Below are 21,470 nucleotides of genomic sequence, written 5' to 3'. Positions count from 1 at the left end.
CTCGCGGTCGCGCTTCTCGATCTCTTCGACCAGCTCGGCGAGGCGGAGGAAGAACACGCCGAGCCAGATGCAACCGAGCATCATGGCGATCAGGTCGAGCACGGGGAGCCCTCCCGGTCGGTGTGAGTGACTTCGTCGATGAGGGCGGCCACAACGGCACGCGCGGCCTCGTGGCGCTCGCGGGTGCCGTTGAGGCCGTCCCAGTAGGAGGCGGTGTCGACGGCCAGCTCCAGCTCGCGAACCGCGGAGCGGAGCTGGTCGGCCAGCTCGGCGCGCGGTCGGGAAGCCGGGACGATGGCGTAGCCCGCCTCGGCGAGCTGGCCGACGATGTCCGCGGCCTGGTCCATGAAGGGGCGGGGGCGTCCGTCGTTGTCCTCGATCACGTGGGCGATCGAGGACAACAGGCGGAGGTCAGACCATGTGGTCACCGGCGGGTGCCCGGACGGGCCGGGAGGCCGGTGAGGTACTCGCGGGCGCGCTCGGCGCGCACGGTCTCCAGCTCGTCGAGCTGGTCGAAGTCCATCGGGTAGGTCTCGTCGAGGTCTTCGAGGGACAGGGCGGTCGAGATGCTCACTGCTGGCTCCTTCTGGGGCTTGTGCTCGGGGGTCACTCGGGACGTCTGCGAGTTGCGGGAGGTCTGCTCACTCGCTTTCTGCGGCCAGCGCGTCGAGGGCGGCGCGCATGGTGGCCAGGGCGTTCCGGCGCTGGCGGTTGCAGGTGGAGAGCGGGAGGCGCACGCACTGGGCGACCTGGCCGTCGGTCATGACGGGGTCGCTGGAGGTCGGCAGGAAACCGGCTTCCGACCGAATGCTTTCGGTGACAGCGTCGCCAAAGCCGTAGCGGAGGCGAAGGATCTGCTCCTCCTGGTCGTTGACCTTGGTGAACAGCCAGCCGACGAGGTCGCGCTGGGCGATGTCCTCGGTGTAGTCCCCGGCCATCTGGTCGATCAGGAACGCCTCGTGGCGGTCCTCGGCGTCTTCGTCGCCCGTGAGGGCCAGGTCGAGCGAGACAACGTGCCCGTAAGCCCGGTGGACCGCGAGGAAGGTCTGGGGGTCGAGGCCGTTGGGCGTGGTCCGGCAGATCTCGTAGGCGGCCGTCGCGTCGAAGTCGCAGTCCCGGAGGAGACGGAAGTAGCGGGCGGCGACGTTCTCCTTGATCTGGACGAGGTCGGACGTGCGGCCCTTGTCGGACAGTTCGTAGCGCAGCATCGTCCGGATGTCGCGGGAGAACGGGATCGGGGAGTCGAGGTCGTGCTCCCGGACGGCCTGGAGGAAGCGCTCCAGGCAGACAGCCTCGGCCTCGTCGTAGTCCAGCCGCGCCGAGGTGCGCGCCAGGGAGCGGATGAGCGGCGTGAAGGCCTGGACGAGGCGGGTGATGGCGGCGTCGGCTTCAGGCGTGCGGCCGAAGCGGACGACCTCGCTGCCCTCGGTGTCGGTGTCGACGGAGCACGGGACGTTCTGGGCGGCGGCGATCAGCTCGCACTGTTCCTCGAACGACAGAAAGCTTTCGGTGGCAGTGGTCGCGAGGGTGGCCGAGGATGAAAAGCGCATGGCGATGACTCCTGGTTACGAGTTCGTCACTTTTAGTGACCTACTGAGGGCGCAAGGGGTCGCTCCGCCGGGGAGCGGTCGAGCGCATGAGGCACCTCGGCGACGCGAGGTGTGAGACCGGCGATTAGGGCCGGGGGGGTGAAGCGGGGCCGCCGCGTGGGGCTAGATCGCTAAGCGGTGACGCACGGGCGGTCCCTTCGAGCCTGGCGTCGAGGCAAACCCTCGACCGTAGTCACCGTGAGCTTTCGGTGGCTAAACGGACGCTAACACCCTCGTCGTGGAATAGGGAAGATCAGGTTTAGCGTCGACTGCATCACAGTCCGTGAACGCCAAAACGCCCCCGCCTCCTGGGGGAAGGCGGGGGCGTTAGTGGCGGGGGGAGGTGGGTCTTACGCCGGCTGCCGACACTCACAGAGGCAGAACGGACACAAGTTCGTGATGAGGATCTTGTGCTCGCAGAGCGCCGTGTCGGTCAGCGCGCGGCCAGGGCCGATCAACCAGAACGCGGGGTTCTCCAGTACGTCTTCCGTCGAGGGGATGGGGGTGCCGAGCTTGTCTGCCTCGGCTCGCCTCTCGATGAAGTCGTTGATGAATCCGCGCGCTTCGGCCAAGAGGCTCGCGTGGAGCGCCCTTCCGGCTTCGAGGTCGGACTCCGAGATGTCGGAGCCGGTCGACGTCGAAGATGAAGACGCGGTCACAGGTCGTGGCTCCCTTCCTCTCCCTCCCACCGGGCGAGAGCCTGGCGGAGGGTCCGGATGTGCGGTTCGAGGAGAGCGATGGCCGCCCGCATGTCGCGGGCGGTCGCTCCGATCTCCTCGGACAGCGCAAGGCGGCGCGGGTCCACGACGGTCGAGAGAGTCGGATTAGGTACCCCCTGGCTGCCGTTGATCCGCGTGCCGGGGGAAGGCTCGTACTGCACGGCAAGTGCAGGCCCCAGGACTCCCCCAAGCGTCCTAACGCTATTGGCCATGTCGAGGTACAACTTCCGAGCGTTACTCATCGCCACTTCTCTCGTTTGCTCTTCACTCGTTCGGAGTAGTTGACTGTTCAATCAGGCAGCGTCCAGTGACGCTCTGTCGTCAGGGCTCATGTATCCGGCTCCCCAGCTCCGCCCGTAGACCTCGGGCTCGGACTGGATGAAGACGTCGCGGACGGTGGTCTCCATGAGCCGCCCGATCTCGCGGATGACCTCCTCGGCCTCACCGGCCGGGGCCTGGCAGACGAGTTCGTCGTGGACCGGGAGCAACACGAGGTGGCTCATCCCTGCGTCGTCGATGCGGCACAGGGCCTGGGCGAGGACGTCCCTGGCGCTGCTCTGGACGACGTAGTTGGTCGCGGCGTAGGCCCGGTCGCGGTCGAGCGGGAGCCGCCGCCCGACGGGCGTGTAAACGGCCCCGCCCTTGTAGGCGGCCTGGCGCTGGAGAAGACGGCCGTAGGCCGGGATCTCCGGGTAGACCACGTCGTAGCGGTCGACGGCGTTCTTGACGTCGGCGTAGGGCAGGCCCGACTGCTTCGAGAGGCCGGTGGCCCCGCCGCCGTAGACCTTGCCGAAGCCAACGGTCTTCATCAGGCTGCGCATCCGCTTGCGCTGCTTGGGCGTCGCGGCGTCCCAGACGTCCTGGCCGTAGACCATGATCGCCGTGGCGGTGTGGAGGTCGGCACCCTCGGCGATGAGCCGCTTCATCTCCCGCACGTCGGCCAGCGCGGCGAGGACACGCATCTCGACGGCCGAGTAGTCGGCGGCGACGATGAGGTGGCCGGGGTCGGCGAGTACTGCGCGCCGGATCGTCCAGTCTCCTGAGGGGAGCTGCTGGAGCGGCGGGCCGGACACGCTCATCCGGGCCGTGCGGGCCGCGAGCGACTTGATGGACGGGTGGATGCGGTCGTTCTCGTCCCGGTCGGTGAGGAACGGGACGGCGTAGCTCTCCTTCCACTTCTCGGCGCGCTTGGCGCGGACGATGGCGTCGGCGAGCGGGTTGGGATCGCGGACGCCCACCCGCTGCCAGTCCTTGTTCAGGTCCGCCATCGGGAGGAGGACCTCCTTGCCGACGGCAGGGTTGCCTGTGTCGGTCTTGTCGCTCCACACCTCGCCCATGCCCCGGAGGGCCTCGATCACCTGGCGGGTGGAGTTGACGTTGTCGACCCCGTAGCCCTTGGCGACGTGGCGGTAGGTCTCCGCCTCCTCCTCCAGGCGGCCGGCGAGCGTCTTCGTGTACTCGACGTCGATAAGCAGTCCGCGGCGCTGCTGGTGGGTGGTGATGAGCTGGACGCGGTGCTCGAACTGGGCGAGCTTGGTGAGCCCGGCACCCTTGATCAGGAGGCCCAGCTCGGCCAGCAGCCGGGCCGTGTAAACGACGTCGAGCCCGGCGTAGGTGACGTAGAGCGGGTGGTCGATGGCGATGTGGGTGAAGCCGTAGGCGGTGTGCGGCTTCTTCGCGTGGGTCTGCTGCCACGCCTGGATTTCGTCGCGCGACACCGTCTTCTTCCAGGCCCGGTACATCTCCAGGAAGATCGAGTTGAGGCCGTCCTGGGTGTCTGCGGCGTCGTTGTCGACGTAGACGGCGGCGAGCTGCTTGAGCTTGAGCCCGGCCCCGCCGTCCCGGTCGGTCCGCGGGTCGCAGAGATGGGCGAGGATGTAGGTGTCGAACACCCTCGGGCCGAGGTCCTCCAGCGAGGCGAGCCCGACGCGGTCGAGGACCAGCAGGTCAAAGGGTGCGTTGTGGGCGACGAAGCGGAGCTCCGGCCGCGCGAGCGCCCGGATGATCTCGGCGCGGAACCGGTCGGCCTGGAGGACCCAGGCCTCGCGGGCGTCGCCGAACTGGACCAGGCGGCACCGGAACCCACGCGAGTAGATCCGGAGGCCGGTGGTTTCGGTGTCGAGGCCGATGACGCGGGGAGCGGCGTTGAGGAAGCGCCGGAAGCCCGCCAGGTCGTCCTCGGTCTCGGGGAAGTAGATCGTGACTTCTTCCCGATCTACGCGGTACTTGAAGGTCTTCACGGCCGTCGTCCTGTCTCGAACACGAGAAGGCCCCGCCTCCGTGGTGGAGGCGGGGCCTGGGTGTGGGCGGAGCTGGGCGGCGGCTAGACCCCGACGAGGTCCTGGAGCCGAGCGATGACGGCCTCGTTCACCTCGCGCTGGGAGATGGCCTCCTGACGGAGAATCTGGAGGCGGGCGATCTCGGCCTCGGTGTCGACCTCGACGGCGGCGAAGCCCGCATTGGCGGTCTTCAGGTCGTCGATGGTCGTGGTGAAGGTGGACTTTGCGGCGGCCGAGGCCCCCGACGCGACGGAAAAGGTCTGCTCGATCGAGGCCGGGGCGACGGCGGTGGGGGTGTCGGTGCGCTTGAACATCTGTGCTCGTGCTCCTTCGTCGGGGCCAGTCACGGGAGGAAGGCGTCGAGGCTCGGTGCCTGGATGGCTCCTTCGATGGGGACGTCTGCGAGCGGTGCCTCTTCTGCTCGCGGATCTTCGGAGAACTTTTCGGGGGTCTCGAGCACGGCCCCGCCGGGGCTCTCGGAGGGCCGCCGCTTGCGGATGCCCTTGAAGCTCACCGAGCCGCCGGGCAGGGTCTTGACGGCTCCGCGCTCTTCCAGGGCCTTCCAGAAGGTCGAGCGCTTCCAGCGGTCCTTCTTGTCGAGCTGCTCCTCCTCGCACCACTCCTGGTAGAGCCGCCAGACGTCCTGGCCAGAGATGCGGCCCTTGGGCTCCTTCACGAGGTGCTCGGCGTAGAACTCGGCGAGGTTGTCGCTGGTCTCCTTGAACTCCGCCGTCGCCCGCGTGACGACCTCGGGGTCCTGGAGGGTCAACCGGAACCACTCCATCGCGCCCTCGACCGCCCACGCCAAGATCCCAGCCGGTCCGTCGCCGTAGTTCTCGCCGTCGCGATAGGCCGCGGTGGGGACGCGCTTCCCGAGGAACTTCGCGGTGAGGTAGCGGTCCTTGTCGTCGGCGGTGAAGGTGCGGTCGAACGGGATGAGCTTGACCCGCCGCCACAGGCCGTAGTCCTGGCCACGGAAGTTGGGCTTGTAGTTGGTGGCCAACATGATCAGGAACGTCGGGACGAACTCGAAGAACTCCTTGCGCATGAAGCGCGCGGAGATCGTGTCGCCACCCGTGAGCCGCTTGATGACGGCCTCGGCCATCTGGCGGCCCTGCTCGCCCTCGGACGCCATGACGAGCCGGGAGCCCTTGAGCGCGGCGATGTCGTTGGGGATGCCGCCGGACGGCTTCACCTCGAACGTCGAGAACGGCGTGGTGGTGCTGATCCCCTTGAAGATGCCGGTGAGGGTCTCGATGAAGACGCCCTTTCCGTTCGAGCCGCCGCCGTAGAACACGGCCAGAGCCTGTTCCGTGGTGTGGCCCGTGATGCCGTAGCCGACAAGCCGCTTCATGTATGCCGGGAGATCCGGGTACTTGTCGAAGATCTCCCCCAGGAACCGCTCCCAGCGCGGGTTCCGCGCGCCCTTGACGTAGGGCGTGTCGACCCTGCGCAGAAGAAGGAGGTCCTTCGTGGCCGGTGAGTACGGGATCAGCTCGCCCGTCTCCAGGTTCACGACTCCGTTCCCGCACGCCAACAAATGCGGGTGCTGGTCGAAGTCCTCGTAGGACGCGAAGACGCCGGGCAGCGCGCGGAGTTCGCGGATCATCGAGTCGATGCCACGAGTGGACATAACGTAGGACACCAGCGAGCCGGACCGAGCCTTCTTGCGCTGGGCGTCGAGGAGGTCCCCGGTGGTCTCGCGGAGGGTCTTGTCGTCGATGCCCGCGACGCGGGTGTCCATCGACTGCATCTGGTCGAGGATGGCGCGCTGGACGCGGGCGGCGACGGTCTGGGCCTGGGAGCGGACCCACTCCGCGTGGTCGACGACCCAGGTCCCCGAGTCCGGCCGGTAGACGATGAAGCCTGCCTCTCCGGTGAAGCGGACGTCTCCGCCCTGCTCCTGGATAACGGCGAGGAGCGTCCGGGCGTTGTAGACGTCGGAGAAGAGCCTCGTGATGTCCTGGGCGATCTGCTCGACGGTGATCTCGTCGGAGCCGTAGCGCGGGGCCTCCTGGACGGCCTGGATGAAGGCCCGGTCGAAGGCCGCGCCGGAGACCTCCCTCCACTTCGTGATGTCGTTGGCGTCCACCGGGATCGAGAGCTTGTGGACGTCGATGCCGCGCTTCGACAGGGCGTCGGCGACGTCGCGCGTGAACTTCTGGCCGGAGGCGTCGGCGTCTCCGGCGACGACCACCCGGCGGCCGGCGAGCCCGGCGGCCAGCTCGTCGGCGAGGGCGGCGTTCGTGCCGAGCCCGGCACCTCGGATCAGGACGACGTCGTAGCCCAGTGCGGTCGCGGTGAGCGCGTCGCCGGGGCCTTCGGTGACGATGACCTCGGACCAGCCGGAGCCGCCGGAGAAGAAGCCGAACTTCGCCCAGGCGGCACCTTCGGGGTTGTTGGGGCCGGACCACTTCGCGCGGACGCCGTCACCGCGGAGTGCGCGGGCCTGGAGGTACTGGCAGTGTCCGTCAAAGTCGTTGAACGGGACGACGAGGCGGGGAGCGTCGTGGTACAGCGCGCGAGAGAGCACAAGGCGTCCGCCGTCCACGGTGCCGTCGTCGTAGCCGAGGCCCAGCTCCCGGAACTTCTCGGCGTCGACACCGAAGCGACGGAAGGCGTAGTCGAAGGCCTCGGTGTCCTCGGCGTTGCGAGCGCACGCCACGGTGCGGTCGAGGTAGAGCTTCAGCGCGGCGCGGTCACCGACGGAAGGCCGCTCGGGCACTCGGCCCGCGGAGCGGACGTCGTCGAGGTCGCCGGGCTCGACGTTGAAAAGGTCGGCCATGCCGAGCTTGAGCGCGGCGAGGACGTTCTTGGTCTCGCAGCCCGCGCGACACTTCAGGCCGATCTTCTTGCTTTCGGCGTTGTAGCCCACGCGGAGAGAGGGCTTGCTGTCCTCGTGACTCGGGCAGGTCACGACGTAGCCGTTGGACTCCGTCTCGACCTCGGGGAACCGGTCGAGGAAGGCGGCGAGGGTGAGGGGCGTCGACCGCCCTGCTGGGGTCGGGTCGTTGAAGGGGTCCACGGTGCTCCAGCTCGTGTAAACGCGAGAAGGCCCCCGACCTCCACGTGGGAGGCCGGGGGCCGCTCGTTCATGTCCGGGTCACCGAGGACCTCTGCGAACCGGAGCCGATCTGCTCACCGAAAACCGAAGTTTCTCGGCGGCGACGTCAGGGCCGGGCGAGTCGGTCGTAGTCGTCGCTCCAGATCTGGTCGGGGTAGGGCTGGTTGGGGTAGTAGCGGCGGTGCCACTCGATCGCGGCGTCCGTGGAGTACGGCTTGTCGAAGAGGCCGTCCGCCCAGCCGGAGGTCGCCCAGCTCGACGCCGGGACGCCAGGGACGACGCCCTTGTAGATGAGCCACTGCTGGACGTTCTTGATGAAGCCGCGCTCCGCCACGAACCACCCACCGTGGCTGGCGTCCGGACCCAGCCGGTCGCCGACGTAGTGGTCAGCGCGGAACGGCCAGGCCAGACGCGGAGGTGCGTTGGTCGGGGCCGGAGCTGGTCCGGAAGGCGCGACGGCCGAGCCGCCGACGGCCTCCATGAACTTGTCCCAGGGGAAGCCGGGACCGGGGTCCCAGTGGGTGCTCTCGCCGAATGCCTTGGAGACGTCCACGTGACCGCAGATGCCCCCGCGGCCTGCCTGGAGGTCGGCGATGGAGAGCTTCACACGCGGGATGCCGTAGCGGTCGCACAGCTCGCGCGTGCGCGCGGCGGCCCGGAGCACGGCCGGCCACACCTGCGGCGAGAGCCACTGGTCACGCGTGTAGGTGGAGTCGGCACAGATCTCGATGCCGATGGAGCGCGGGTTGGGCGGTGCGTGCCAGGCGATGACGTTGTCCGGGACGCAGTGCTCTTCGCCCGCGACGTCCTCGATGTAGTGCGCCGAGCCGCCAGCGCTCGCGCTCGCGAAGTAGCGGGCGGTCGCGCGGGCCGATCCGGCGTCGGACTCGGCGGGGAAGCCGGTCCCACCCGAGGTGGCGTGGATGACCACGCGGGTCGGAGTGAGGTTGCCGCCACCGGAGTCGTGATAGGCGCGGATGGTGATGGCGGGTTCCGCCATACAGCGTTCTCCTCTCGGAAACGCCGAAGGCCCCGACTCCCGGAGCGGGAGGCAGGGCCTTCGGGTGGGGTGGGGCGTCTACCGGCGGAAGAGCCGGGAGATTGCGGAGGCAGCCCGGAGGACCAGGCGGCCTCCGACGGCCAGGAGGGAGGCGGGGACGATGACCGGAGCGGCCAGGAGGGAGAGGAACAGGACCGCCGGGGCGTCCTTCCACCACTCGGGCCGCCGGATCGGGTTGAAGAGGGCTCCCCAACGCACGCCGGTCCACACGAGCCAGCGCGTGACGGCGTCCACGCCGAGTTCGCGCATGATCCGGCGGAAGACGGCGTCGGTGTCGCGGGCGGAGATCTCTCCGAAGAGGATTCCGGCGGCACAGAAGTAGTCGTGGGCGATGGCGGCCTGGGTGTAGGCCCCGAGCTTGGGGATGGCCCAGGAGACGACAGCCGGGATGGTCGCGAAGTCGGTCCCGAAGCCGGCCGGGATGGTCCAGTCGTCGACCTTGCCGCGGTAGCGGGCGTGCTCGACGAGCTGGAAGGAGACGCCGTCGGGTTTACACGCGACGACCGGGTTGGTCAGGAACGGCACTGAGCGCACTCCTTTTCGGGCTTCATCAGGAGAGCGGCATCCACTCGGGGTGGGCGACCTCGACGCGGCTCTCCTCGTATCCGGGCCGGGGCGGGTTGCCGACGGCTCGGGTGAGGCGGGCCTGGGCCTTGCCGGAGGTGTCGTAGGGGCCGAGGTAGCTGGTCCGCGTTCCGCCGTCGTAGAGCGGGCGAACGATGACCGCGCGGTAGAGGACGTCGCCTTCGTACTGGCGCGCGTAGCTGCTCACGCCGTCACCCGCTCCCAGGCACCGGAGAGGCTCTCGACGTGGCCCTCCACGGTGCGCGTGCTCGGCTTGTGGTCGGCGCGCACGGAGGCGATGTAGACCTGGCGGTCGTTGTCCCAGGCCGCCGAGGTCTTGGCGCGAGTGATCGCGGAGCTAGCCGGGCCACGGTCGACGAACGGGCCGTAGTACGAGGTGAACGAGCGCGGCTCTTCGCCCTCGCGCGTGATGGTCTCGACCACGACGGCCCGGAAGATTTCGTTGTTGCTGGCGGTCAGGACGCGTGCCATGTCAGCGGCTCCGGTGGACTCGGCGCGCGGCGCGCTGGCGCTTACCGGCGGCGCGGCGGCGGGCCTTCTCGTCCGGGTTGAACCCGGCGAAGATCGGCACGCCGGTCCGGAAGGCCCGGACGTTGAGGGCGGCGAGGAACCTGGCACCGCGAGGCAGAGCCGGGAGAATCACCTCGCTGAGCGAGGACTGGGCGGTCATCGGTTCTCGGACTCCTTCTTGGTCTCGCTGATGTGCTGGTCGAAGAGGTCGGGGTTGGCGCGGAGGAGCAGCTCCTCGGCGCGGCGGAGGCGCGCGACGACGAGGCGGAAGGTGCCGACGGAGCCGACGATGTAGCCGCGGGTGACGCCGAGCTGGCGGCGCTTCACCGCGGCGACTCCGTAGGGCTCGCCAGCGGCGGCGGCCTGCTTCTCGGCGTCGTCCACATAGGACGAGAAGGTGTGCTTCGCCTCGTCCTTGGCCTGGATGACGAACGGCGAGATGTGGAGGTCGCCGACGTCGATGTGGCCCTCCTGGCGGGGTCGGATGGCCGCCCTCCCGAAGACCTCGCGGAGGTATTCCAGGAGGGCGTTTTCCCAGCGGTCACCCTTGGCCTTGTTGCGGTTCGCCATGCCGGTCAGGCGGCCTGCTGGCTGGTGATCAGCCGGAGAGCGGGGCGGCCCTTCGCCTCGTGCGCCAGGATGATCTCGGTGGCGCGAGCGGACCGGCGTGAGCCGAGGAACGGCAGGACCGCACGGAGGACCTCGACGGCGGCGTCCCCGGTGATCTGCGCTACCAGCAGAGGCTTTCGGCCGGGGACGACCTCCGGGTAGGTCTTGGCGCCCATGAGGTCTGCGGCCCGGAGGATGACGTCGAGGTCCGACATCTTCACGCGGACGCGGGGGTTGCCTCGGGGAAGGTCGAAGCACCCCTCTCCGTCGAGGAGCCCGGCCAACCAGGCGGCGTCGACCTTGTCGAGGCGGCTCATTCCCTCACCGCCGGGGCGTCTTCGTCGCTGATCCCCTTGCGGAGCAGGGAAGCCAGGTCGGCGAAGGTGTCGGCGAGGTCGGCGACGTCGGCGGTCAGTCCTCCGCCAACATCGATGCGGAGGTGGACCTCACCTCCCTCGGCGTCCTCGCTCATCGAGTCGAAGGAGACGAGGGCGTAGGGCGTCATGCCCACCGGGACGAGCGCGATGACGTTCGGCTCGGCCCCCTCGATGTGGATGCGGACCGTGGTGGTCATCGAGCGATCTCCCTACAGGTCGGGCATTCGGGGAGGTGCTTGTGGTGGGCGAGGTGGCAGCGGTCGCAGACGACCTCGCTGGGGAGCAGAGCCCAGGGCTCGGGAATGTCCATGCGGTTCTCGTTCTCGTTCGCGTGCGAAGAGGCCCCCGCTCCCGATGTGGTGGTGGGAGCGGGGGCCTCTGTGGGGCGGGAGATCAGGCCTGGACCGAAAGGCCGTGTGCCTGGCGGTACTCGCGGACCGCGTCGGCGGACAGGAAGCCGCGCTTGCCGACGCCCAGGTTCGGGCGGTTGATGCGCAGCCACGCGCGCATCTGGGCGGTCGTCGGCTCGGAGGCGTTCTCGGTCACGGGGTGCTCCTGGGGGAAGTTGTTCGCTACCAACGGAAGGGGTGGACGGACGCCGTGCCGGAACGCACTCGGCGGCGGGTATCCGTTGCAGCGCCGTCACGGCGTCCGTCCTGTTAGGACTCGGTCGGGCCGCCCGGTACAGCCGTATCTCCGGGAGTGGCCTGGCTAAGCTGCTCGGCCCGGCCGGCAGGGCTGGCGGGAGATCAGAACGGCGTCTCGACCGACTTCGCCAGGAAGTCGCGGCCGACGGCCTTGTCCGCCTCGGTCGCGGCGGCCAGCGTCCACGGAGCGGACTGGCCGGGCTTCTTGTGGCCCTGACCCAGGCGGCCCAGAACCATCGCGCCGACGGACGGCTTGAGCTGGCTCTGGAGGACCTTCGGGAAGACCAGCGTGTCGACGTAGGCCGTGTCGGCCTGGTCGCCGTCGAGGACGAAGACGTCCGCGCGGACGGCCGAGGAGTCGCCGTGCACGGTCTTGATCGCGTGCTCCTGGCCGTGCACCTTGATCAGCAGGAGGGCACCGTTGAGGTTCTTCCACTCGATGCCGCTGACGGTGCTCGGTTCCTTGAACTGGTCGCTCATGCGGGGATGTGCTCCTTCTCGGGGCGTGCGTGGAGAAGGCGGGGGCCGCCTCAGTTCGGGAGGTCTGCGAACTGGGCGGCGTTTGCTCATTCCTCGCCGAGGTTTCTGGCGGCGTCCTCCTGTTCGGCGCGCTGAGCGCGGAGGGCAGCGTTGATCTCGTCGAGGCTGGGTTCACGGAAGTCCGGCTCGGGGTCCGGCTTGATCAGGAACCCAGGCAGGTCAAGGAGAACGACGATCGGACCGACTCCGAAGTAGACGGCACCGTTGGTGAGGTCCTGCCCGAAATCGGCGGCCTCGGACGGGCTCATGTGGCCAACGCGAGGGAGGAGGTAGCGGAGGAGGGCACGGATCACGAGGACCTCCGTGTCAGAGGGTGGCGAGGATGCCGCACGCCAGGAGCGCGGCCAGGAGGAGCGCGAGGCCAGTCAGTTCCAGCTCGTCGCGCAGAAGGGCGACGAGCGCGAACAAGCCGAAGAAGCCGAAGAAGCCGAGGACCACGAGGGGCTCCTTGGTGGGAGACCGGGCGGGACCGGTGTGGCCCCGCCCGGTGGCGATCACGAGCGGACGGTCTCCAGCTCGGCCTTGCGTGCCGTGGCGAGCGCGGTGAGGCCCGGCGTCCACACCAGACGGTTCTCGGCGAAGATGGCCTGGAGCACGGCGTAGGAGTCAGCGCGCTTGATCTGCTCCGGAATCGTCAGCTCCAGCGGAGTCGCCGAGGCCGCGCGGAACGGGGCGGAGATATCCTTGCGCTTGCGCCACGCGTGGACCTCGGGCGCGATGTGAAGGGTCATCTCCCACCCGGCGGCGATGTCGACCCAGATGAGCTGGGCCTGGCCGGAGCCCGCGGGCAGGTGACAGACGATGCCGAGGTCCTTCCTCGGGTTGCCGGGCAACGGAGTCCGGCTTCCGAGGGTGTGGTCGTAGTTGACCGAGTTGCCGTAGGTGCCCATCTGCATTGCGATCTTCGAGATGCCGAACAGCCCGGCTTCCATCGACCCGCCGGTCTTGAGGTCCCAGATGACGGAACCTTCGATGATCGGGTCCTCGTCGGGGTGCTGTTCGATCCACCACTCCGGGGCCCGCAAGCCTCCTACCGGGAGCCGCATGATGCGGTCGTAGGAGCCGCCGACACGGAGCCCGTCGTGGACGCAGAAGCCCTCGATGTCGACGACGGTGAAGTCCGCCGTGATGTCCTTGTAGGCCTTGAGGTCTGGAGCGAACTCCTCCGGGATGTTGCCGACCGGGAGGCCGCGGTCGATGTTCTCGGTGAAGGTGTGGAGCGCGGTGCCGGTGGTTGCTGCGGCGGAGCCGGCCGCTGCCTCCATCGCGGACTTCGCGATGTCGTTGAGGGTCCGCTTCTGGAAGCGGTCCTTCGGGTCGGAGATGGCGCTGGCCGCGAGCTGGAGGTCCCGGCGCGAGGCCATGCCGAGCGCCACCATGCGCATCTGCCAGAGGCCGAGGTGGTAGGTGTCCTCCAGCACGCCCACGAACGTCGTAGTCCGGGTGTAGGGGACGGCCTCGGTCTCGCCCGGCGGCGTGATCAGCGGGCGTCCCCAGCGGTCGCGCGGGAGTTCGGTGGCGACCGTGTTGAACGGGTCGGTCATGTGCTCGCTCCGAGAGTGAAGTGAAGTGCTTGCCACCTCGGGAGGTCTGCGAGTTGGTGCGGGTCTGCTCATGGGAAGGCCCCCGACCTCGGTGAGGGCGGGGGCCTGGGGCGAGCTGATCAGGCGGCGGTCGTCGGCTGGAGCTCCACGGTCTGACCGGTGATGGGGTCGGCGGCGATCCAGCGGCCTTCGGCGTCGCGCTCGGCGATGATGTCGAGGGAACCGGCCGGGAGCTGGCCCGTGTAAACGACCCAGCCCTCCACTCCGGCCTCGTCGAGAGCGCGGCGCGACTCAGTGAAAGTGAGCGTCGCGGGGAGCTGGGTCGTTTCGCCGGAGGGCTGGACGGCGAAGGCGGTGAAGTTGCGGACCTGCCAGGCGGTTACGGGGCGGGACATCGGGGCTCCTTCAGGAAGTCAACGAATGCTTTCGGTGGCTCAGGTCAAATGAGGTCAGGGCTTCCTCTGGCCGTAGCGCTGCTGGGCGGCCTGGCGGGAGACGCCGAGGACCCTGCCGATGTCGGCCCAGGAGTAGCCGTTGCCCTGCTTGGGCTTCTGGAGCTGCTTGACGGCGTCCTCGATGTGGGCGTCCAGCTCCTTACGGAGTTCGACGAGGCCCTTGAGGCCCTCAATATCGAGGTCCGCCACGCGACGGCTGTAGGCCCGCATGATCCGGCGGACGAAGTTGCCGTACTTGTCGGTCTCGGTGAGGGCGGGCATCGGGGCCTCCGTGGTTGGTGTTGCTGGTGGGGCTGCTGGGGTCAAAGTTACCAACGAAAGCTTTCGGTGGCAACGTGTAAACAAAGATTGGCCTGTGACCTGCGGAGATGGGCGTCCGATGTCGGCTGCGGAGTGCTTTCGGTGGCTCTCGACGCGGCGGGGAGGCCGGAACCCCACCGTGAGTGGGGTTTGTGGGGTAGGGCTCCATTACTGCCTATGTAAGAGACCTCGACATAGACAAAGTTGGCCTAGATGCACGAAAACCCCACTCTTGGTGGGGTTCCGGGCGTTCGGTCGTTTACACGCTCTGGGGCCGGCGTACGGCCTGCGGCTTCGTCTCCGCGGTGTCGAGCACGCTGAGCAGCTGGTCTGAGCGGTGGAGGATGGCTTCCAGGGCGGTTCGGGCGGCCACGCACTCGGCCGGCGTGAGGCTGCGGATGGCGGTCTCATCCGCGTACTCCAAGAGGGCCTGGGCGTAGGCCGCGAGGCGGGGGATGTCGGCCTGGGGCGTCGCGTCCTCGGCCATAGCCTTGAGTGCGTCCCGCGTCTTCTGGAGACGCTCCTTCGGCTTGGTCGACGAGAGGCCGACCTCGGCCAGTTCCTCCGCGCTCGCCCGGTTGCGCAGCTCTTCTCCGGTATGCCAACGGAGCGCTCCCGAGATGCGGACCTTCTCGACCTCGGGCACCTCGGCGGCCTCGTAGACGCGCTTCATGGATGCCCGGTAGCCCGGTGACCGCCCAGCCCAGTCGGTGCGCTTCCCGTCGGCGAGCTTGTAGTGCTCGCGGAGATCGACCGTGGCGGCGGCCAGCTCCTTGAGGAGGGCGTTCCGGCGGTCCTTCGAGATTTCCGCGAGGTACGAGACGTAGAGGTCGGTGAGGGCGACCTCCAGCTCGGCAACGGAACGGGAAGGCATGAGCGGGTCCCATCTGCTCTAGGAGATCCAAACGATACCGCGCGTGCACGCGCACGATCACCCATCTTCAGCACACGGAGTGTCTGAAAACGCAAAAAGGCACCCCCGATCGGGTGATCGAGGGTGCCTCATGGGCGCGGGCGGGTGACTTGATCAGCGCGAATTCACCAGGAATTCGTCTGCCAACTCGTGCAAACGGGCGATCGTGTCGTGGTTCGGGATCTCGGCGTCAACGGCCCACCGGTCCAGGGCCGTCTCGGAGACGTGGGTGTCGTCGGCGGCCTGGCCGTTGCGGTAGACGCGGACGAGCTGGCCTCCCGCCGCCTGCACCCACTCGGCTTCGTTGGGAAAGCGGACATCCGTGACGATCACGGGGCCGTCGGTCTCCTCGGCCTTGCGGCGGACGACGTCCACCCAGACGTTCGGGTCGACGTACTGGCGGATGCCCACGCCGTGATCCTGGAGGAGGCGGCGCACTTCCCTGAGCTTCTTCGCGGTGTCCCAGTCAGCAGTCTCGAGGATCTGGCTGAGCCGGAGGTGGGTCGCGATGGGGAAAGCTCCTGGGCCGTAGACGATTCCCGATTCGTCGGCCTCGACCGGGATGACCGGGTTGAGGTGTTCCATGACGGACTTCAGGGTGTCGGCGAAGGCGAGGCGGGTGAAGCCGTGCGCCTCGATGAGGCGGCGGGCGAAGGTGTCCTTCCCCGCGTACTTCTTGCCGGTGACGCCGATGATGCGCGAGGCCATGCGCTGCTCCTGGAGGTGCGGGGCTGTGTCACCTCGGGAGGTCTGCGCGTTTCCGCCGTCCTGCTCAGGAGTGGCGAATCTTGAGGTCCTCGACCTCGGTGAGCAGCTCGCGGAGGCGGCGCTCCAGGCCCGTGATCTCCGCGCGCATCGAGGCCTTCTCCTCGGCCCACTGGACGCGCTCGGCGGCGTGCCGGGCGTCGGTCTCGGCGAGCTGCTCGCGGAGACGGACGTTGTCCTCCATCAGCTCGTCGCGGGCGCGGGCGACGACGGCGATGGACTGGTCAACGGTGATGAGGCTCGCGGCCTGCTTGCCCTCGGGGCTTCGGGCCTTGCGGCGCGCACCGAACCAACGGACCACGTCGCGGAGAACGCCAGCGGAGATGACGGCGACGAGGATGGGGACCAGTTCAGCTCCCGTCATCGGGCACCTCCGGCCGTGCGTGCTTGCCCGGCTTGTCACCGGCCACGGGGGACACCTGGGCGCGTGCCCGCTCGACGGCGGGGACCGCCAGGACGAGCGCGAGCGGCCCGATGAGCGCCGTGGCAACCGAGCCCGTGACGAGACCGGCTGCGACGGCGAACGCGACGAGGCCCAGCAGGGTCGTGTAAACGTGCCGTCGGAGCGGCTCGCGCGTGGGGTCGTAGAAGAGGCGGATCTTGGCGGCGATGTCCGCGAGGCGGCTCATCGTGCTCCTTCCGGGAATGCCGAGAGGCCCTCTCCGAGTGGGAAGAGGGCCTCTCGGTTGGATGTCAGAGGGCGGGGTCGTCCGGCGCGGGCGTCGCGGCCTCGGTGATCAGTCCGGCGGCGGCTTCGGCGGCCTCGCGCGCGGCCAGCTCGGCGACGCGGGCCTCCTCCCGGATGGCGGCGACCCGATCGGCCACAGGCGCGGAGACGCGCTGGGCGGCGAAGGTTGTGAGGGTCACCGTGACCCAGTGGCGGAGGACGGCTCGGACGGCGGCGTCGTCGTCGAGGTCCGCGGTGACGGTCGGGTAGAGGTGCCGCATGGCGGCGATGATCTGGGGGACCAGCGAGGCCGGCACGCGGAGCCCGGCCACGGGGACCACGGGCTCGTCGGCCAGGGCGCTCAAGTCGATGGCCACGGGGTGTCTCCGTTCTCGGTCCAGAGGGTGCGGTGAAAGGCGTTCTGCTCCTCGGGAGTCAGTTCGCCGGAGAGCAGGGCCGCCCAGGTCGTCTCATCGACGTCGGCCTCCCGGACCGGCCAGTCCAGGCCCCGGAGTCCCCGAGGGAAGTCCCCTTCGGCGAACTCGCGGGCCTGGACCAGGACGCGTCGGTCCTCGGGGTCGAGGGCGAGCCAGACGTGGATCACGTGGGGCTCCTCGGGGATCACTGGGTGTACCAGATGCGCAGACGCGCGGAACCGCCGTCGAAACGGCCGTAGTAGGACAGGTTCGAGCCGCCGCTGGGGCCGACCGTGATGCCGTCCGCGCGGCCGTAGCCGTAGGCCCCGCCGTTCTGGAACAGCGGATACCAGTCCGACGGCAGGGTGGCGGTCACGCCACCGGGCTTGGGCCAGCCGCCCACGTGCCAGTCTCCCCGCGGCTTCGCGTAGTTCGGGCCGCCGTTGCCGCCGATCGCGACGTTGAGAATCGCTGTGCCACCGGAGTTGTAGTACCAATGCGAGCTGTAGGCGTAGAAGTCCATCCGGTCGATGCGGCCGGAGATGCTCGGCAGGGAGAACCACCAGTGGCCCTTGCCGTCCCCGTTGAAGCCGGACGGGTCCCAGCCCTGGACCGGGCCTGACACGTCGCCTCGCGCGGTGTTGTTGCCACGCCAGGAAGTCCAGCCGGAAGGGGCGAGGTCCACGTAGTACTGGCGGGTGGGTGGTGGAGGCGGAGGGGGCGGCGGTCCCTGGTAGAGCTGACCGCCGGAACCGGCCGCTCCGGCCATCGGCGGGGTCGGCCCCATGTCGAAGGCCTCCATGACGATCGTGGAGTCCTCGACGATGCGGATGGCGGACTGGTCATTGTTGGGCCAGTTCAGTCCCACCGAGTACTGCACTGAGATGAAGCCGGTGTGGTCGGAGTGGTAGACCCAATCATGGTCGGTGAGCTGGTAGGACTGGTTGGCCAGGTTCGAGACCACCCAGAAGCGACCGACCGGTGACGAGGGCGTGGCTACGGAGTCCTTGGCGTAGCGCATGTGAAACCAGTACTCGCCGCCGTTGGCCCACGGATACCAGATCGGGCCGTACTGCTTGATCAGGTAGCTCCGGCCGGCACGGACCGGGAACGTCACCTGGGCCAGTCCATACTCGGAACGGATTCCGAGGCCGCTCTGACCTTCCAATCCCTTGAGGGCGGCCATGTACCAGCCGACCTGGCGGCCTCCGCTGGACTCCAGAATGGACTCAAGCTTGGTGCCCTTGTAGGTGAGATCGCCGGAGACGTTGAGGCCAGTGAGATTTGCCTGGCCGGTGTCGTCGATCGAGGCGACGAGTTCGCCGCTGGTGTCGACGACGGCGAAGTAGTCGTTCGTCGTGGTGCCGAGCCGGATCACCTCGTCAGTGAGGCCGTCGACCGGGTCTTGGCGGTAGACGCGGAAGCCGTCGTCGGCCATCTCGGCGTGGGTACCGAACTGGGGACCGGCGATGATCTTCTGTCCGGCGGCGATCTCGCCCGCGACGAGCTTGCCGACGTTGAGGCCGGAGAGGGCCTGGTCGCCGAAGCTCGCGACCACCCAGCTCGCCGTCGCGGTTTCCCACTTCACCGGGCGGTGGTCGTGGTCAGCCTGAAACCAGAGATCGCCGTCGATGAGCTTGTCCTCGACGAGGTCGGGGGCGTTGTCGTCGGTACGCCAGAAGACCTTGTTCTTCCCGTTGGCGGCGATGACCTCGGTGTAGGTCGGTGCGCGCTCGGGGGTCTCTGTGGCGAAGGCGGCGGGGTCGGAGCGCTGGCCGGAGGTGGACACGCACACGAAGGTCACGGTGTACGGGTCAGGCGGGAGGAGAAGTTGAGCTGTGCCAGGGGAAGTAAGGCTGGCGCGGCGGGTGGTGTCGGTGGGCTCGTAGGCGGAGAACGAACTGGCGTGGACCTCGATGGCGCGGAAGTCGCCGGGGCGGTCGACGCCGTCGAAGAAGGTGCCGTCCCAGGTGACGGCGAGGCCTCCGACAGTCGGCTCCAGGATCGGAGCGGACGGGGTCGGAGGCTTCGGGCCGTTGAGGGTGACGAAGCCGGTGGTCCCGTCGGGGAGCTGGCCGATGTTGCCGCGGAGGTTTCCGTGGTCGTCGTAGACCGGCACGGACCCGCCCTCGATCGAGCGGAACGTCATCTGGGAGCCGCGGGAGAGGGAGTTGACCTCCCGTCGGAGGTTGGCCAGCTCCTTCGCGAGCTGAGCGGCGGGGTCGCGTGCGGGCACGGGGTCAGCCTCCGTAGCGGAAGTGGTCGGATCTCGTGACGGACAAGGACGCTGTGGTCTCGCTTGTGAGCGACCACGCGGTGATGCGAACCCACATCTCGATCTCCCCGAGCCAGGGGAGCTCCGCCCGTACAAGGACGTCGTCGCCGACCTGCCACGAGCCGAGAGGGGCGTTGGCGTGGTCGATGACGTCGAGCTGGGTGATGCGGAGGGCGGCCTCGCGGTGGGCCAGCTCGTCGGCGATGAGGGCGTCCATCCGCGAGGAGTCTGTGACGGCCTTGTCGGAGTAGACGGCGACGCGGCGGAGGCGTCCGTCGCGTACGGCGGTCTCTCGGCGCAGCATCGCGCGGCCTTCACCTGCCCCGAGGCCGACGACGGTGTTGGCGAAGTCGTCGCCGTTGGACTCGATGGTCACGACGTTGGCGACGTTGTCGCCCTGGGTGAAGGCGAGGTCGTCGCGGCGGCGGCCGACACGCGGGTAGCCCAGCTCGATCTCGTGGACGACGGTTTCCTTGTCGGGGGCCCAGTAGTGCTTCTCGACGTAGTCGAAAGGCGTGGCCTTGGCGAGGGCGTCCAGCTCTTCACCGCAGTTCGGGTGTTCCCACCAGAGCAGCTCGTAGGGCTCGGCGTCGTGCTGCTCGGTGGAGCCGTCCTCGCGGGTCTCGGTCCAGGCGTCGCGGCCGAGCCGGACCGGGGTTCCGGTGCCGGTGACGATGACGCCGAGGTTCGAGTCCGGAAAGGACTGTGCGTGCTCCCAGATGTGCCGGATGCACTCGGCGGGGTCGATGCCGATCCGGGAGAACTCGCCCTCGTACGTGATGGCGTGCGGGTAGGTGGAGAACCCAGCGCAGTCGAGATGCCAGGCTTCGCCCTCGAAGGAGGAGGAGACGAGGATGCCTCCCCAGCGGATCTCTCCGCCCGACTCGGCGTAGATGAGAGTTCCCCACTCCTCCAAGAGGAGCTGGCCGTCGTCGGCCCGGAGGCCACCTACGTCGGGGGTGACCGTTCCGGTCAGGGAGCCGGGGCCGGAGAGCGTCCACTCCAGGGCGTCCAGCTCGATCGGGACGTCCCAGTCGAGCCACTCGCCGGTCGTCGCACGCTGGGCGAGAAAGGTCCAGCGGCTCATCGTTTAAACCACCTGCTCGCGGAAGCGGACGTCGAAGACGACCTGCATTCCTTCCCAGGTGTAGATGTCGCCCCTGTTGGCCCCTTCCCAGGTGCGTCGCGCGTTGAGGCGGACGAGCTGGTTGGAGCCCTGGTAACCGCGGACGTCGAACTCGGCGAAGGTGGTGTGGTTGATGGTCTCGACCCAGCCGACCGGAGTTCCGGGGTTGCCGTTGTAGTCGATGAACTGGTCCTGGCCGGTGAGGGCTCCGAACTGGATGCGGGTGTTGACGTCGGCGGGGCCGTTGACGCCGATTCCGTTGAGGTGGATGGAGGCCTGGGCGTGGGTGGCCCACTTCGGCACGGGGACGGAGAGGCCGTTGACAGGCCAGTTGTGCCAGGCAGTCTCGGTGACGAGGACGTAGTCTCCGGCCGGCGGGCTCTGGACGTCGTACTCGCTCCAGGCTCGCGGGGAGGCGAGCTTGCGGAGGTCCTTGATCATCGACGTCGTGATGGTCGCGGTGTTGGCCGGGATGTCGATGCGCGCGAGCGGGATGCCGCTCTGGCCTGCTGGCATGGTGGTCGTGCCGGGGGCGACGTTGGGGATGACGCGCGTGAAGATGTAGGGGCCGCTGGCGGGGTCGGCAGGATCGGCCCAGGGTTCGCCCGGCATGTTCGGGTCCTCGACGCGGGCGACCACGAGGTCCGAGCGGCCGGAGCCGGAGCCGGTTGCGGCGATGGTGGCGAGGTCCACCGAGGGGTTGCGGCCCACGTAGGTCTGCTGGGCACCGCCAGCGGCCTTGTTGAGGACGAGGCACGCTCCGGACATGACGCGGACCGAGGAGCCGGGGATGTCGAGCGGGACGACCTTGAGGTCTCCGGGCGTAACGATGCCCTCCGCACCGGAGGTCGCGGCGTAGGCGAGCAGTCGGGCAACTTCGGGCGAGTGCTGGGCACCTCCCCCGACAAACCAGGGCACGGAATCCCACATGGAGTTCTCCTAGGAAGACAGGTCGGCCCCTGGACCCGGCGCGAGACGAGGAGGAGCGCCAGGCCCAGGGGGCCGAGTTCGAGGCCTATCGGGTAGATCT

32 protein-coding genes are annotated in these 21,470 nt (G+C 68.7%); all 32 read right to left on the bottom strand.

Annotated elements, in window-relative coordinates:
• Positions 1–89: 89 nt before the first annotated feature.
• Positions 90–428 carry a hypothetical protein gene (locus JNUCC0626_RS18385; protein WP_394620986.1) on the bottom strand — a complete coding sequence of 113 codons (339 nt, stop codon included), beginning with the start codon at positions 426–428 and terminating at the stop codon, positions 90–92.
• Positions 425–574 (bottom strand): hypothetical protein, encoded by a 150-nt coding sequence (locus tag JNUCC0626_RS18380; protein ID WP_394620985.1) that lies wholly within the window; start codon positions 572–574, stop codon positions 425–427. Before JNUCC0626_RS18380 ends, JNUCC0626_RS18385 begins: the two co-directional genes overlap by 4 nt.
• A gap of 67 nt (positions 575–641) precedes the next feature.
• Positions 642–1,550 (bottom strand): hypothetical protein, encoded by a 909-nt coding sequence (locus JNUCC0626_RS18375; RefSeq protein ID WP_394620984.1) that lies wholly within the window; start codon positions 1,548–1,550, stop codon positions 642–644.
• Positions 1,551–1,939: 389 nt separating this feature from the next.
• On the bottom strand, positions 1,940–2,248 hold the full coding sequence (locus JNUCC0626_RS18370; RefSeq protein WP_394620983.1) for a hypothetical protein: 309 nt from the start codon (positions 2,246–2,248) through the stop codon (positions 1,940–1,942).
• Positions 2,245–2,520: a DUF7169 domain-containing protein gene (locus tag JNUCC0626_RS18365; protein WP_430623498.1), complete on the bottom strand. Its 276-nt coding sequence runs from the start codon at positions 2,518–2,520 to the stop codon at positions 2,245–2,247. The genes JNUCC0626_RS18370 and JNUCC0626_RS18365 overlap by 4 nt, the downstream gene beginning before the upstream one ends.
• Positions 2,521–2,601: 81 nt before the next feature.
• Positions 2,602–4,548, bottom strand: a complete 1,947-nt coding sequence (locus JNUCC0626_RS18360; RefSeq protein ID WP_394620981.1) for a DNA polymerase — start codon at positions 4,546–4,548, stop codon at positions 2,602–2,604.
• An 83-nt stretch (positions 4,549–4,631) separates the two neighbouring features.
• Complete coding sequence (locus JNUCC0626_RS18355) at positions 4,632–4,901, bottom strand: hypothetical protein (RefSeq protein WP_394620980.1); 270 nt, start codon at positions 4,899–4,901, stop codon at positions 4,632–4,634.
• A gap of 29 nt (positions 4,902–4,930) precedes the next feature.
• Positions 4,931–7,612, bottom strand: coding sequence for a phage/plasmid primase, P4 family (locus JNUCC0626_RS18350; protein ID WP_394620979.1), 2,682 nt, complete (start codon positions 7,610–7,612; stop codon positions 4,931–4,933).
• 145 nt (positions 7,613–7,757) lie between these two features.
• A complete protein-coding gene (locus JNUCC0626_RS18345) occupies positions 7,758–8,651 on the bottom strand; it encodes an N-acetylmuramoyl-L-alanine amidase (protein ID WP_394620978.1) in 894 nt (297 codons plus the stop codon).
• 78 nt (positions 8,652–8,729) lie between these two features.
• Positions 8,730–9,236, bottom strand: a complete 507-nt coding sequence (locus JNUCC0626_RS18340) for a DUF1353 domain-containing protein (RefSeq protein ID WP_394620977.1) — start codon at positions 9,234–9,236, stop codon at positions 8,730–8,732.
• 25 nt (positions 9,237–9,261) lie between these two features.
• Positions 9,262–9,483 carry a hypothetical protein gene (locus JNUCC0626_RS18335; protein ID WP_394620976.1) on the bottom strand — a complete coding sequence of 74 codons (222 nt, stop codon included), beginning with the start codon at positions 9,481–9,483 and terminating at the stop codon, positions 9,262–9,264.
• Positions 9,480–9,767, bottom strand: a complete 288-nt coding sequence (locus JNUCC0626_RS18330) for a hypothetical protein (RefSeq protein WP_394620975.1) — start codon at positions 9,765–9,767, stop codon at positions 9,480–9,482. Before JNUCC0626_RS18330 ends, JNUCC0626_RS18335 begins: the two co-directional genes overlap by 4 nt.
• Before the next feature lies 1 nt (position 9,768).
• A complete protein-coding gene (locus JNUCC0626_RS18325; RefSeq protein WP_394620974.1) occupies positions 9,769–9,966 on the bottom strand; it encodes a hypothetical protein in 198 nt (65 codons plus the stop codon).
• Positions 9,963–10,376 (bottom strand): hypothetical protein, encoded by a 414-nt coding sequence (locus tag JNUCC0626_RS18320; protein ID WP_394620973.1) that lies wholly within the window; start codon positions 10,374–10,376, stop codon positions 9,963–9,965. Before JNUCC0626_RS18320 ends, JNUCC0626_RS18325 begins: the two co-directional genes overlap by 4 nt.
• 5 nt (positions 10,377–10,381) lie before the next feature.
• Complete coding sequence (locus JNUCC0626_RS18315) at positions 10,382–10,732, bottom strand: LAGLIDADG family homing endonuclease (protein ID WP_394620972.1); 351 nt, start codon at positions 10,730–10,732, stop codon at positions 10,382–10,384.
• A complete protein-coding gene (locus JNUCC0626_RS18310) occupies positions 10,729–10,989 on the bottom strand; it encodes a hypothetical protein (protein ID WP_394620971.1) in 261 nt (86 codons plus the stop codon). Before JNUCC0626_RS18310 ends, JNUCC0626_RS18315 begins: the two co-directional genes overlap by 4 nt.
• 196 nt (positions 10,990–11,185) lie before the next feature.
• The gene (locus tag JNUCC0626_RS18305) at positions 11,186–11,338 is read right to left on the bottom strand and encodes a hypothetical protein (RefSeq protein ID WP_394620970.1); all 153 of its coding nucleotides are present in this window, start codon (positions 11,336–11,338) and stop codon (positions 11,186–11,188) included.
• Between the two features lie 203 nt (positions 11,339–11,541).
• Positions 11,542–11,919, bottom strand: coding sequence for a hypothetical protein (locus tag JNUCC0626_RS18300; protein ID WP_394620969.1), 378 nt, complete (start codon positions 11,917–11,919; stop codon positions 11,542–11,544).
• 86 nt (positions 11,920–12,005) lie between these two features.
• The gene (locus JNUCC0626_RS18295) at positions 12,006–12,227 is read right to left on the bottom strand and encodes a hypothetical protein (RefSeq protein ID WP_394620968.1); all 222 of its coding nucleotides are present in this window, start codon (positions 12,225–12,227) and stop codon (positions 12,006–12,008) included.
• Between the two features lie 58 nt (positions 12,228–12,285).
• A complete protein-coding gene (locus tag JNUCC0626_RS18290; RefSeq protein ID WP_394620967.1) occupies positions 12,286–12,417 on the bottom strand; it encodes a hypothetical protein in 132 nt (43 codons plus the stop codon).
• Positions 12,418–12,473: 56 nt separating this feature from the next.
• Positions 12,474–13,523 carry a hypothetical protein gene (locus JNUCC0626_RS18285; RefSeq protein WP_394620966.1) on the bottom strand — a complete coding sequence of 350 codons (1,050 nt, stop codon included), beginning with the start codon at positions 13,521–13,523 and terminating at the stop codon, positions 12,474–12,476.
• A 119-nt stretch (positions 13,524–13,642) separates the two neighbouring features.
• Positions 13,643–13,918, bottom strand: coding sequence for a hypothetical protein (locus JNUCC0626_RS18280; RefSeq protein ID WP_394620965.1), 276 nt, complete (start codon positions 13,916–13,918; stop codon positions 13,643–13,645).
• 54 nt (positions 13,919–13,972) lie between these two features.
• Positions 13,973–14,239, bottom strand: a complete 267-nt coding sequence (locus JNUCC0626_RS18275; RefSeq protein ID WP_394620964.1) for a hypothetical protein — start codon at positions 14,237–14,239, stop codon at positions 13,973–13,975.
• A gap of 298 nt (positions 14,240–14,537) precedes the next feature.
• Positions 14,538–15,152, bottom strand: a complete 615-nt coding sequence (locus JNUCC0626_RS18270) for a hypothetical protein (protein WP_394620963.1) — start codon at positions 15,150–15,152, stop codon at positions 14,538–14,540.
• Positions 15,153–15,305: 153 nt separating this feature from the next.
• A complete protein-coding gene (locus tag JNUCC0626_RS18265) occupies positions 15,306–15,899 on the bottom strand; it encodes a hypothetical protein (RefSeq protein WP_394620962.1) in 594 nt (197 codons plus the stop codon).
• Between the two features lie 64 nt (positions 15,900–15,963).
• Complete coding sequence (locus tag JNUCC0626_RS18260; RefSeq protein WP_394620961.1) at positions 15,964–16,320, bottom strand: hypothetical protein; 357 nt, start codon at positions 16,318–16,320, stop codon at positions 15,964–15,966.
• Positions 16,307–16,585, bottom strand: a complete 279-nt coding sequence (locus tag JNUCC0626_RS18255) for a hypothetical protein (RefSeq protein ID WP_394620960.1) — start codon at positions 16,583–16,585, stop codon at positions 16,307–16,309. The genes JNUCC0626_RS18260 and JNUCC0626_RS18255 overlap by 14 nt, the downstream gene beginning before the upstream one ends.
• A gap of 64 nt (positions 16,586–16,649) precedes the next feature.
• Positions 16,650–17,000 carry a hypothetical protein gene (locus tag JNUCC0626_RS18250; protein WP_394620959.1) on the bottom strand — a complete coding sequence of 117 codons (351 nt, stop codon included), beginning with the start codon at positions 16,998–17,000 and terminating at the stop codon, positions 16,650–16,652.
• Positions 16,985–17,227: a hypothetical protein gene (locus tag JNUCC0626_RS18245; protein WP_394620958.1), complete on the bottom strand. Its 243-nt coding sequence runs from the start codon at positions 17,225–17,227 to the stop codon at positions 16,985–16,987. Before JNUCC0626_RS18245 ends, JNUCC0626_RS18250 begins: the two co-directional genes overlap by 16 nt.
• A 17-nt stretch (positions 17,228–17,244) precedes the next feature.
• A complete protein-coding gene (locus JNUCC0626_RS18240) occupies positions 17,245–19,275 on the bottom strand; it encodes a hypothetical protein (RefSeq protein ID WP_394620957.1) in 2,031 nt (676 codons plus the stop codon).
• Positions 19,276–19,279: 4 nt separating this feature from the next.
• Entirely contained in the window at positions 19,280–20,401 is a 1,122-nt protein-coding gene (locus JNUCC0626_RS18235) for a hypothetical protein (RefSeq protein WP_394620956.1), read from the bottom strand.
• A 3-nt stretch (positions 20,402–20,404) separates the two neighbouring features.
• On the bottom strand, positions 20,405–21,370 hold the full coding sequence (locus JNUCC0626_RS18230; RefSeq protein WP_394620955.1) for a hypothetical protein: 966 nt from the start codon (positions 21,368–21,370) through the stop codon (positions 20,405–20,407).
• Between the last annotated feature and the right edge of the window lie 100 nt (positions 21,371–21,470).

Source organism: Lentzea sp. JNUCC 0626 (assembly GCF_043632865.1).
Taxonomy (GTDB): Bacteria; Actinomycetota; Actinomycetes; order Mycobacteriales; family Pseudonocardiaceae; genus Lentzea.
The sequence above is the reverse complement of the archived record's forward strand: the minus strand, read 5'-3'. Positions and strand labels throughout refer to the sequence as shown.

Excerpts from the sequence above, each read along its gene's own strand:
- JNUCC0626_RS18375 (WP_394620984.1), bottom strand. The coding sequence starts at position 1,550 with ATGCGCTTTTCATCCTCGGCCACCCTCGCGACCACTGCCACCGAAAGC.
- JNUCC0626_RS18365 (WP_430623498.1), bottom strand. The coding sequence starts at position 2,520 with ATGGCCAATAGCGTTAGGACGCTTGGGGGAGTCCTGGGGCCTGCACTT.
- JNUCC0626_RS18355 (WP_394620980.1), bottom strand. The coding sequence starts at position 4,901 with ATGTTCAAGCGCACCGACACCCCCACCGCCGTCGCCCCGGCCTCGATC.
- JNUCC0626_RS18345 (WP_394620978.1), bottom strand. The coding sequence starts at position 8,651 with ATGGCGGAACCCGCCATCACCATCCGCGCCTATCACGACTCCGGTGGC.
- JNUCC0626_RS18330 (WP_394620975.1), bottom strand. The coding sequence starts at position 9,767 with ATGGCACGCGTCCTGACCGCCAGCAACAACGAAATCTTCCGGGCCGTC.
- JNUCC0626_RS18325 (WP_394620974.1), bottom strand. The coding sequence starts at position 9,966 with ATGACCGCCCAGTCCTCGCTCAGCGAGGTGATTCTCCCGGCTCTGCCT.
- JNUCC0626_RS18320 (WP_394620973.1), bottom strand. The coding sequence starts at position 10,376 with ATGGCGAACCGCAACAAGGCCAAGGGTGACCGCTGGGAAAACGCCCTC.
- JNUCC0626_RS18315 (WP_394620972.1), bottom strand. The coding sequence starts at position 10,732 with ATGAGCCGCCTCGACAAGGTCGACGCCGCCTGGTTGGCCGGGCTCCTC.
- JNUCC0626_RS18310 (WP_394620971.1), bottom strand. The coding sequence starts at position 10,989 with ATGACCACCACGGTCCGCATCCACATCGAGGGGGCCGAGCCGAACGTC.
- JNUCC0626_RS18300 (WP_394620969.1), bottom strand. The coding sequence starts at position 11,919 with ATGAGCGACCAGTTCAAGGAACCGAGCACCGTCAGCGGCATCGAGTGG.
- JNUCC0626_RS18295 (WP_394620968.1), bottom strand. The coding sequence starts at position 12,227 with ATGAGCCCGTCCGAGGCCGCCGATTTCGGGCAGGACCTCACCAACGGT.
- JNUCC0626_RS18285 (WP_394620966.1), bottom strand. The coding sequence starts at position 13,523 with ATGACCGACCCGTTCAACACGGTCGCCACCGAACTCCCGCGCGACCGC.
- JNUCC0626_RS18280 (WP_394620965.1), bottom strand. The coding sequence starts at position 13,918 with ATGTCCCGCCCCGTAACCGCCTGGCAGGTCCGCAACTTCACCGCCTTC.
- JNUCC0626_RS18275 (WP_394620964.1), bottom strand. The coding sequence starts at position 14,239 with ATGCCCGCCCTCACCGAGACCGACAAGTACGGCAACTTCGTCCGCCGG.
- JNUCC0626_RS18270 (WP_394620963.1), bottom strand. The coding sequence starts at position 15,152 with ATGCCTTCCCGTTCCGTTGCCGAGCTGGAGGTCGCCCTCACCGACCTC.
- JNUCC0626_RS18265 (WP_394620962.1), bottom strand. The coding sequence starts at position 15,899 with ATGGCCTCGCGCATCATCGGCGTCACCGGCAAGAAGTACGCGGGGAAG.
- JNUCC0626_RS18260 (WP_394620961.1), bottom strand. The coding sequence starts at position 16,320 with ATGACGGGAGCTGAACTGGTCCCCATCCTCGTCGCCGTCATCTCCGCT.
- JNUCC0626_RS18255 (WP_394620960.1), bottom strand. The coding sequence starts at position 16,585 with ATGAGCCGCCTCGCGGACATCGCCGCCAAGATCCGCCTCTTCTACGAC.
- JNUCC0626_RS18235 (WP_394620956.1), bottom strand. The coding sequence starts at position 20,401 with ATGAGCCGCTGGACCTTTCTCGCCCAGCGTGCGACGACCGGCGAGTGG.
- JNUCC0626_RS18230 (WP_394620955.1), bottom strand. The coding sequence starts at position 21,370 with ATGTGGGATTCCGTGCCCTGGTTTGTCGGGGGAGGTGCCCAGCACTCG.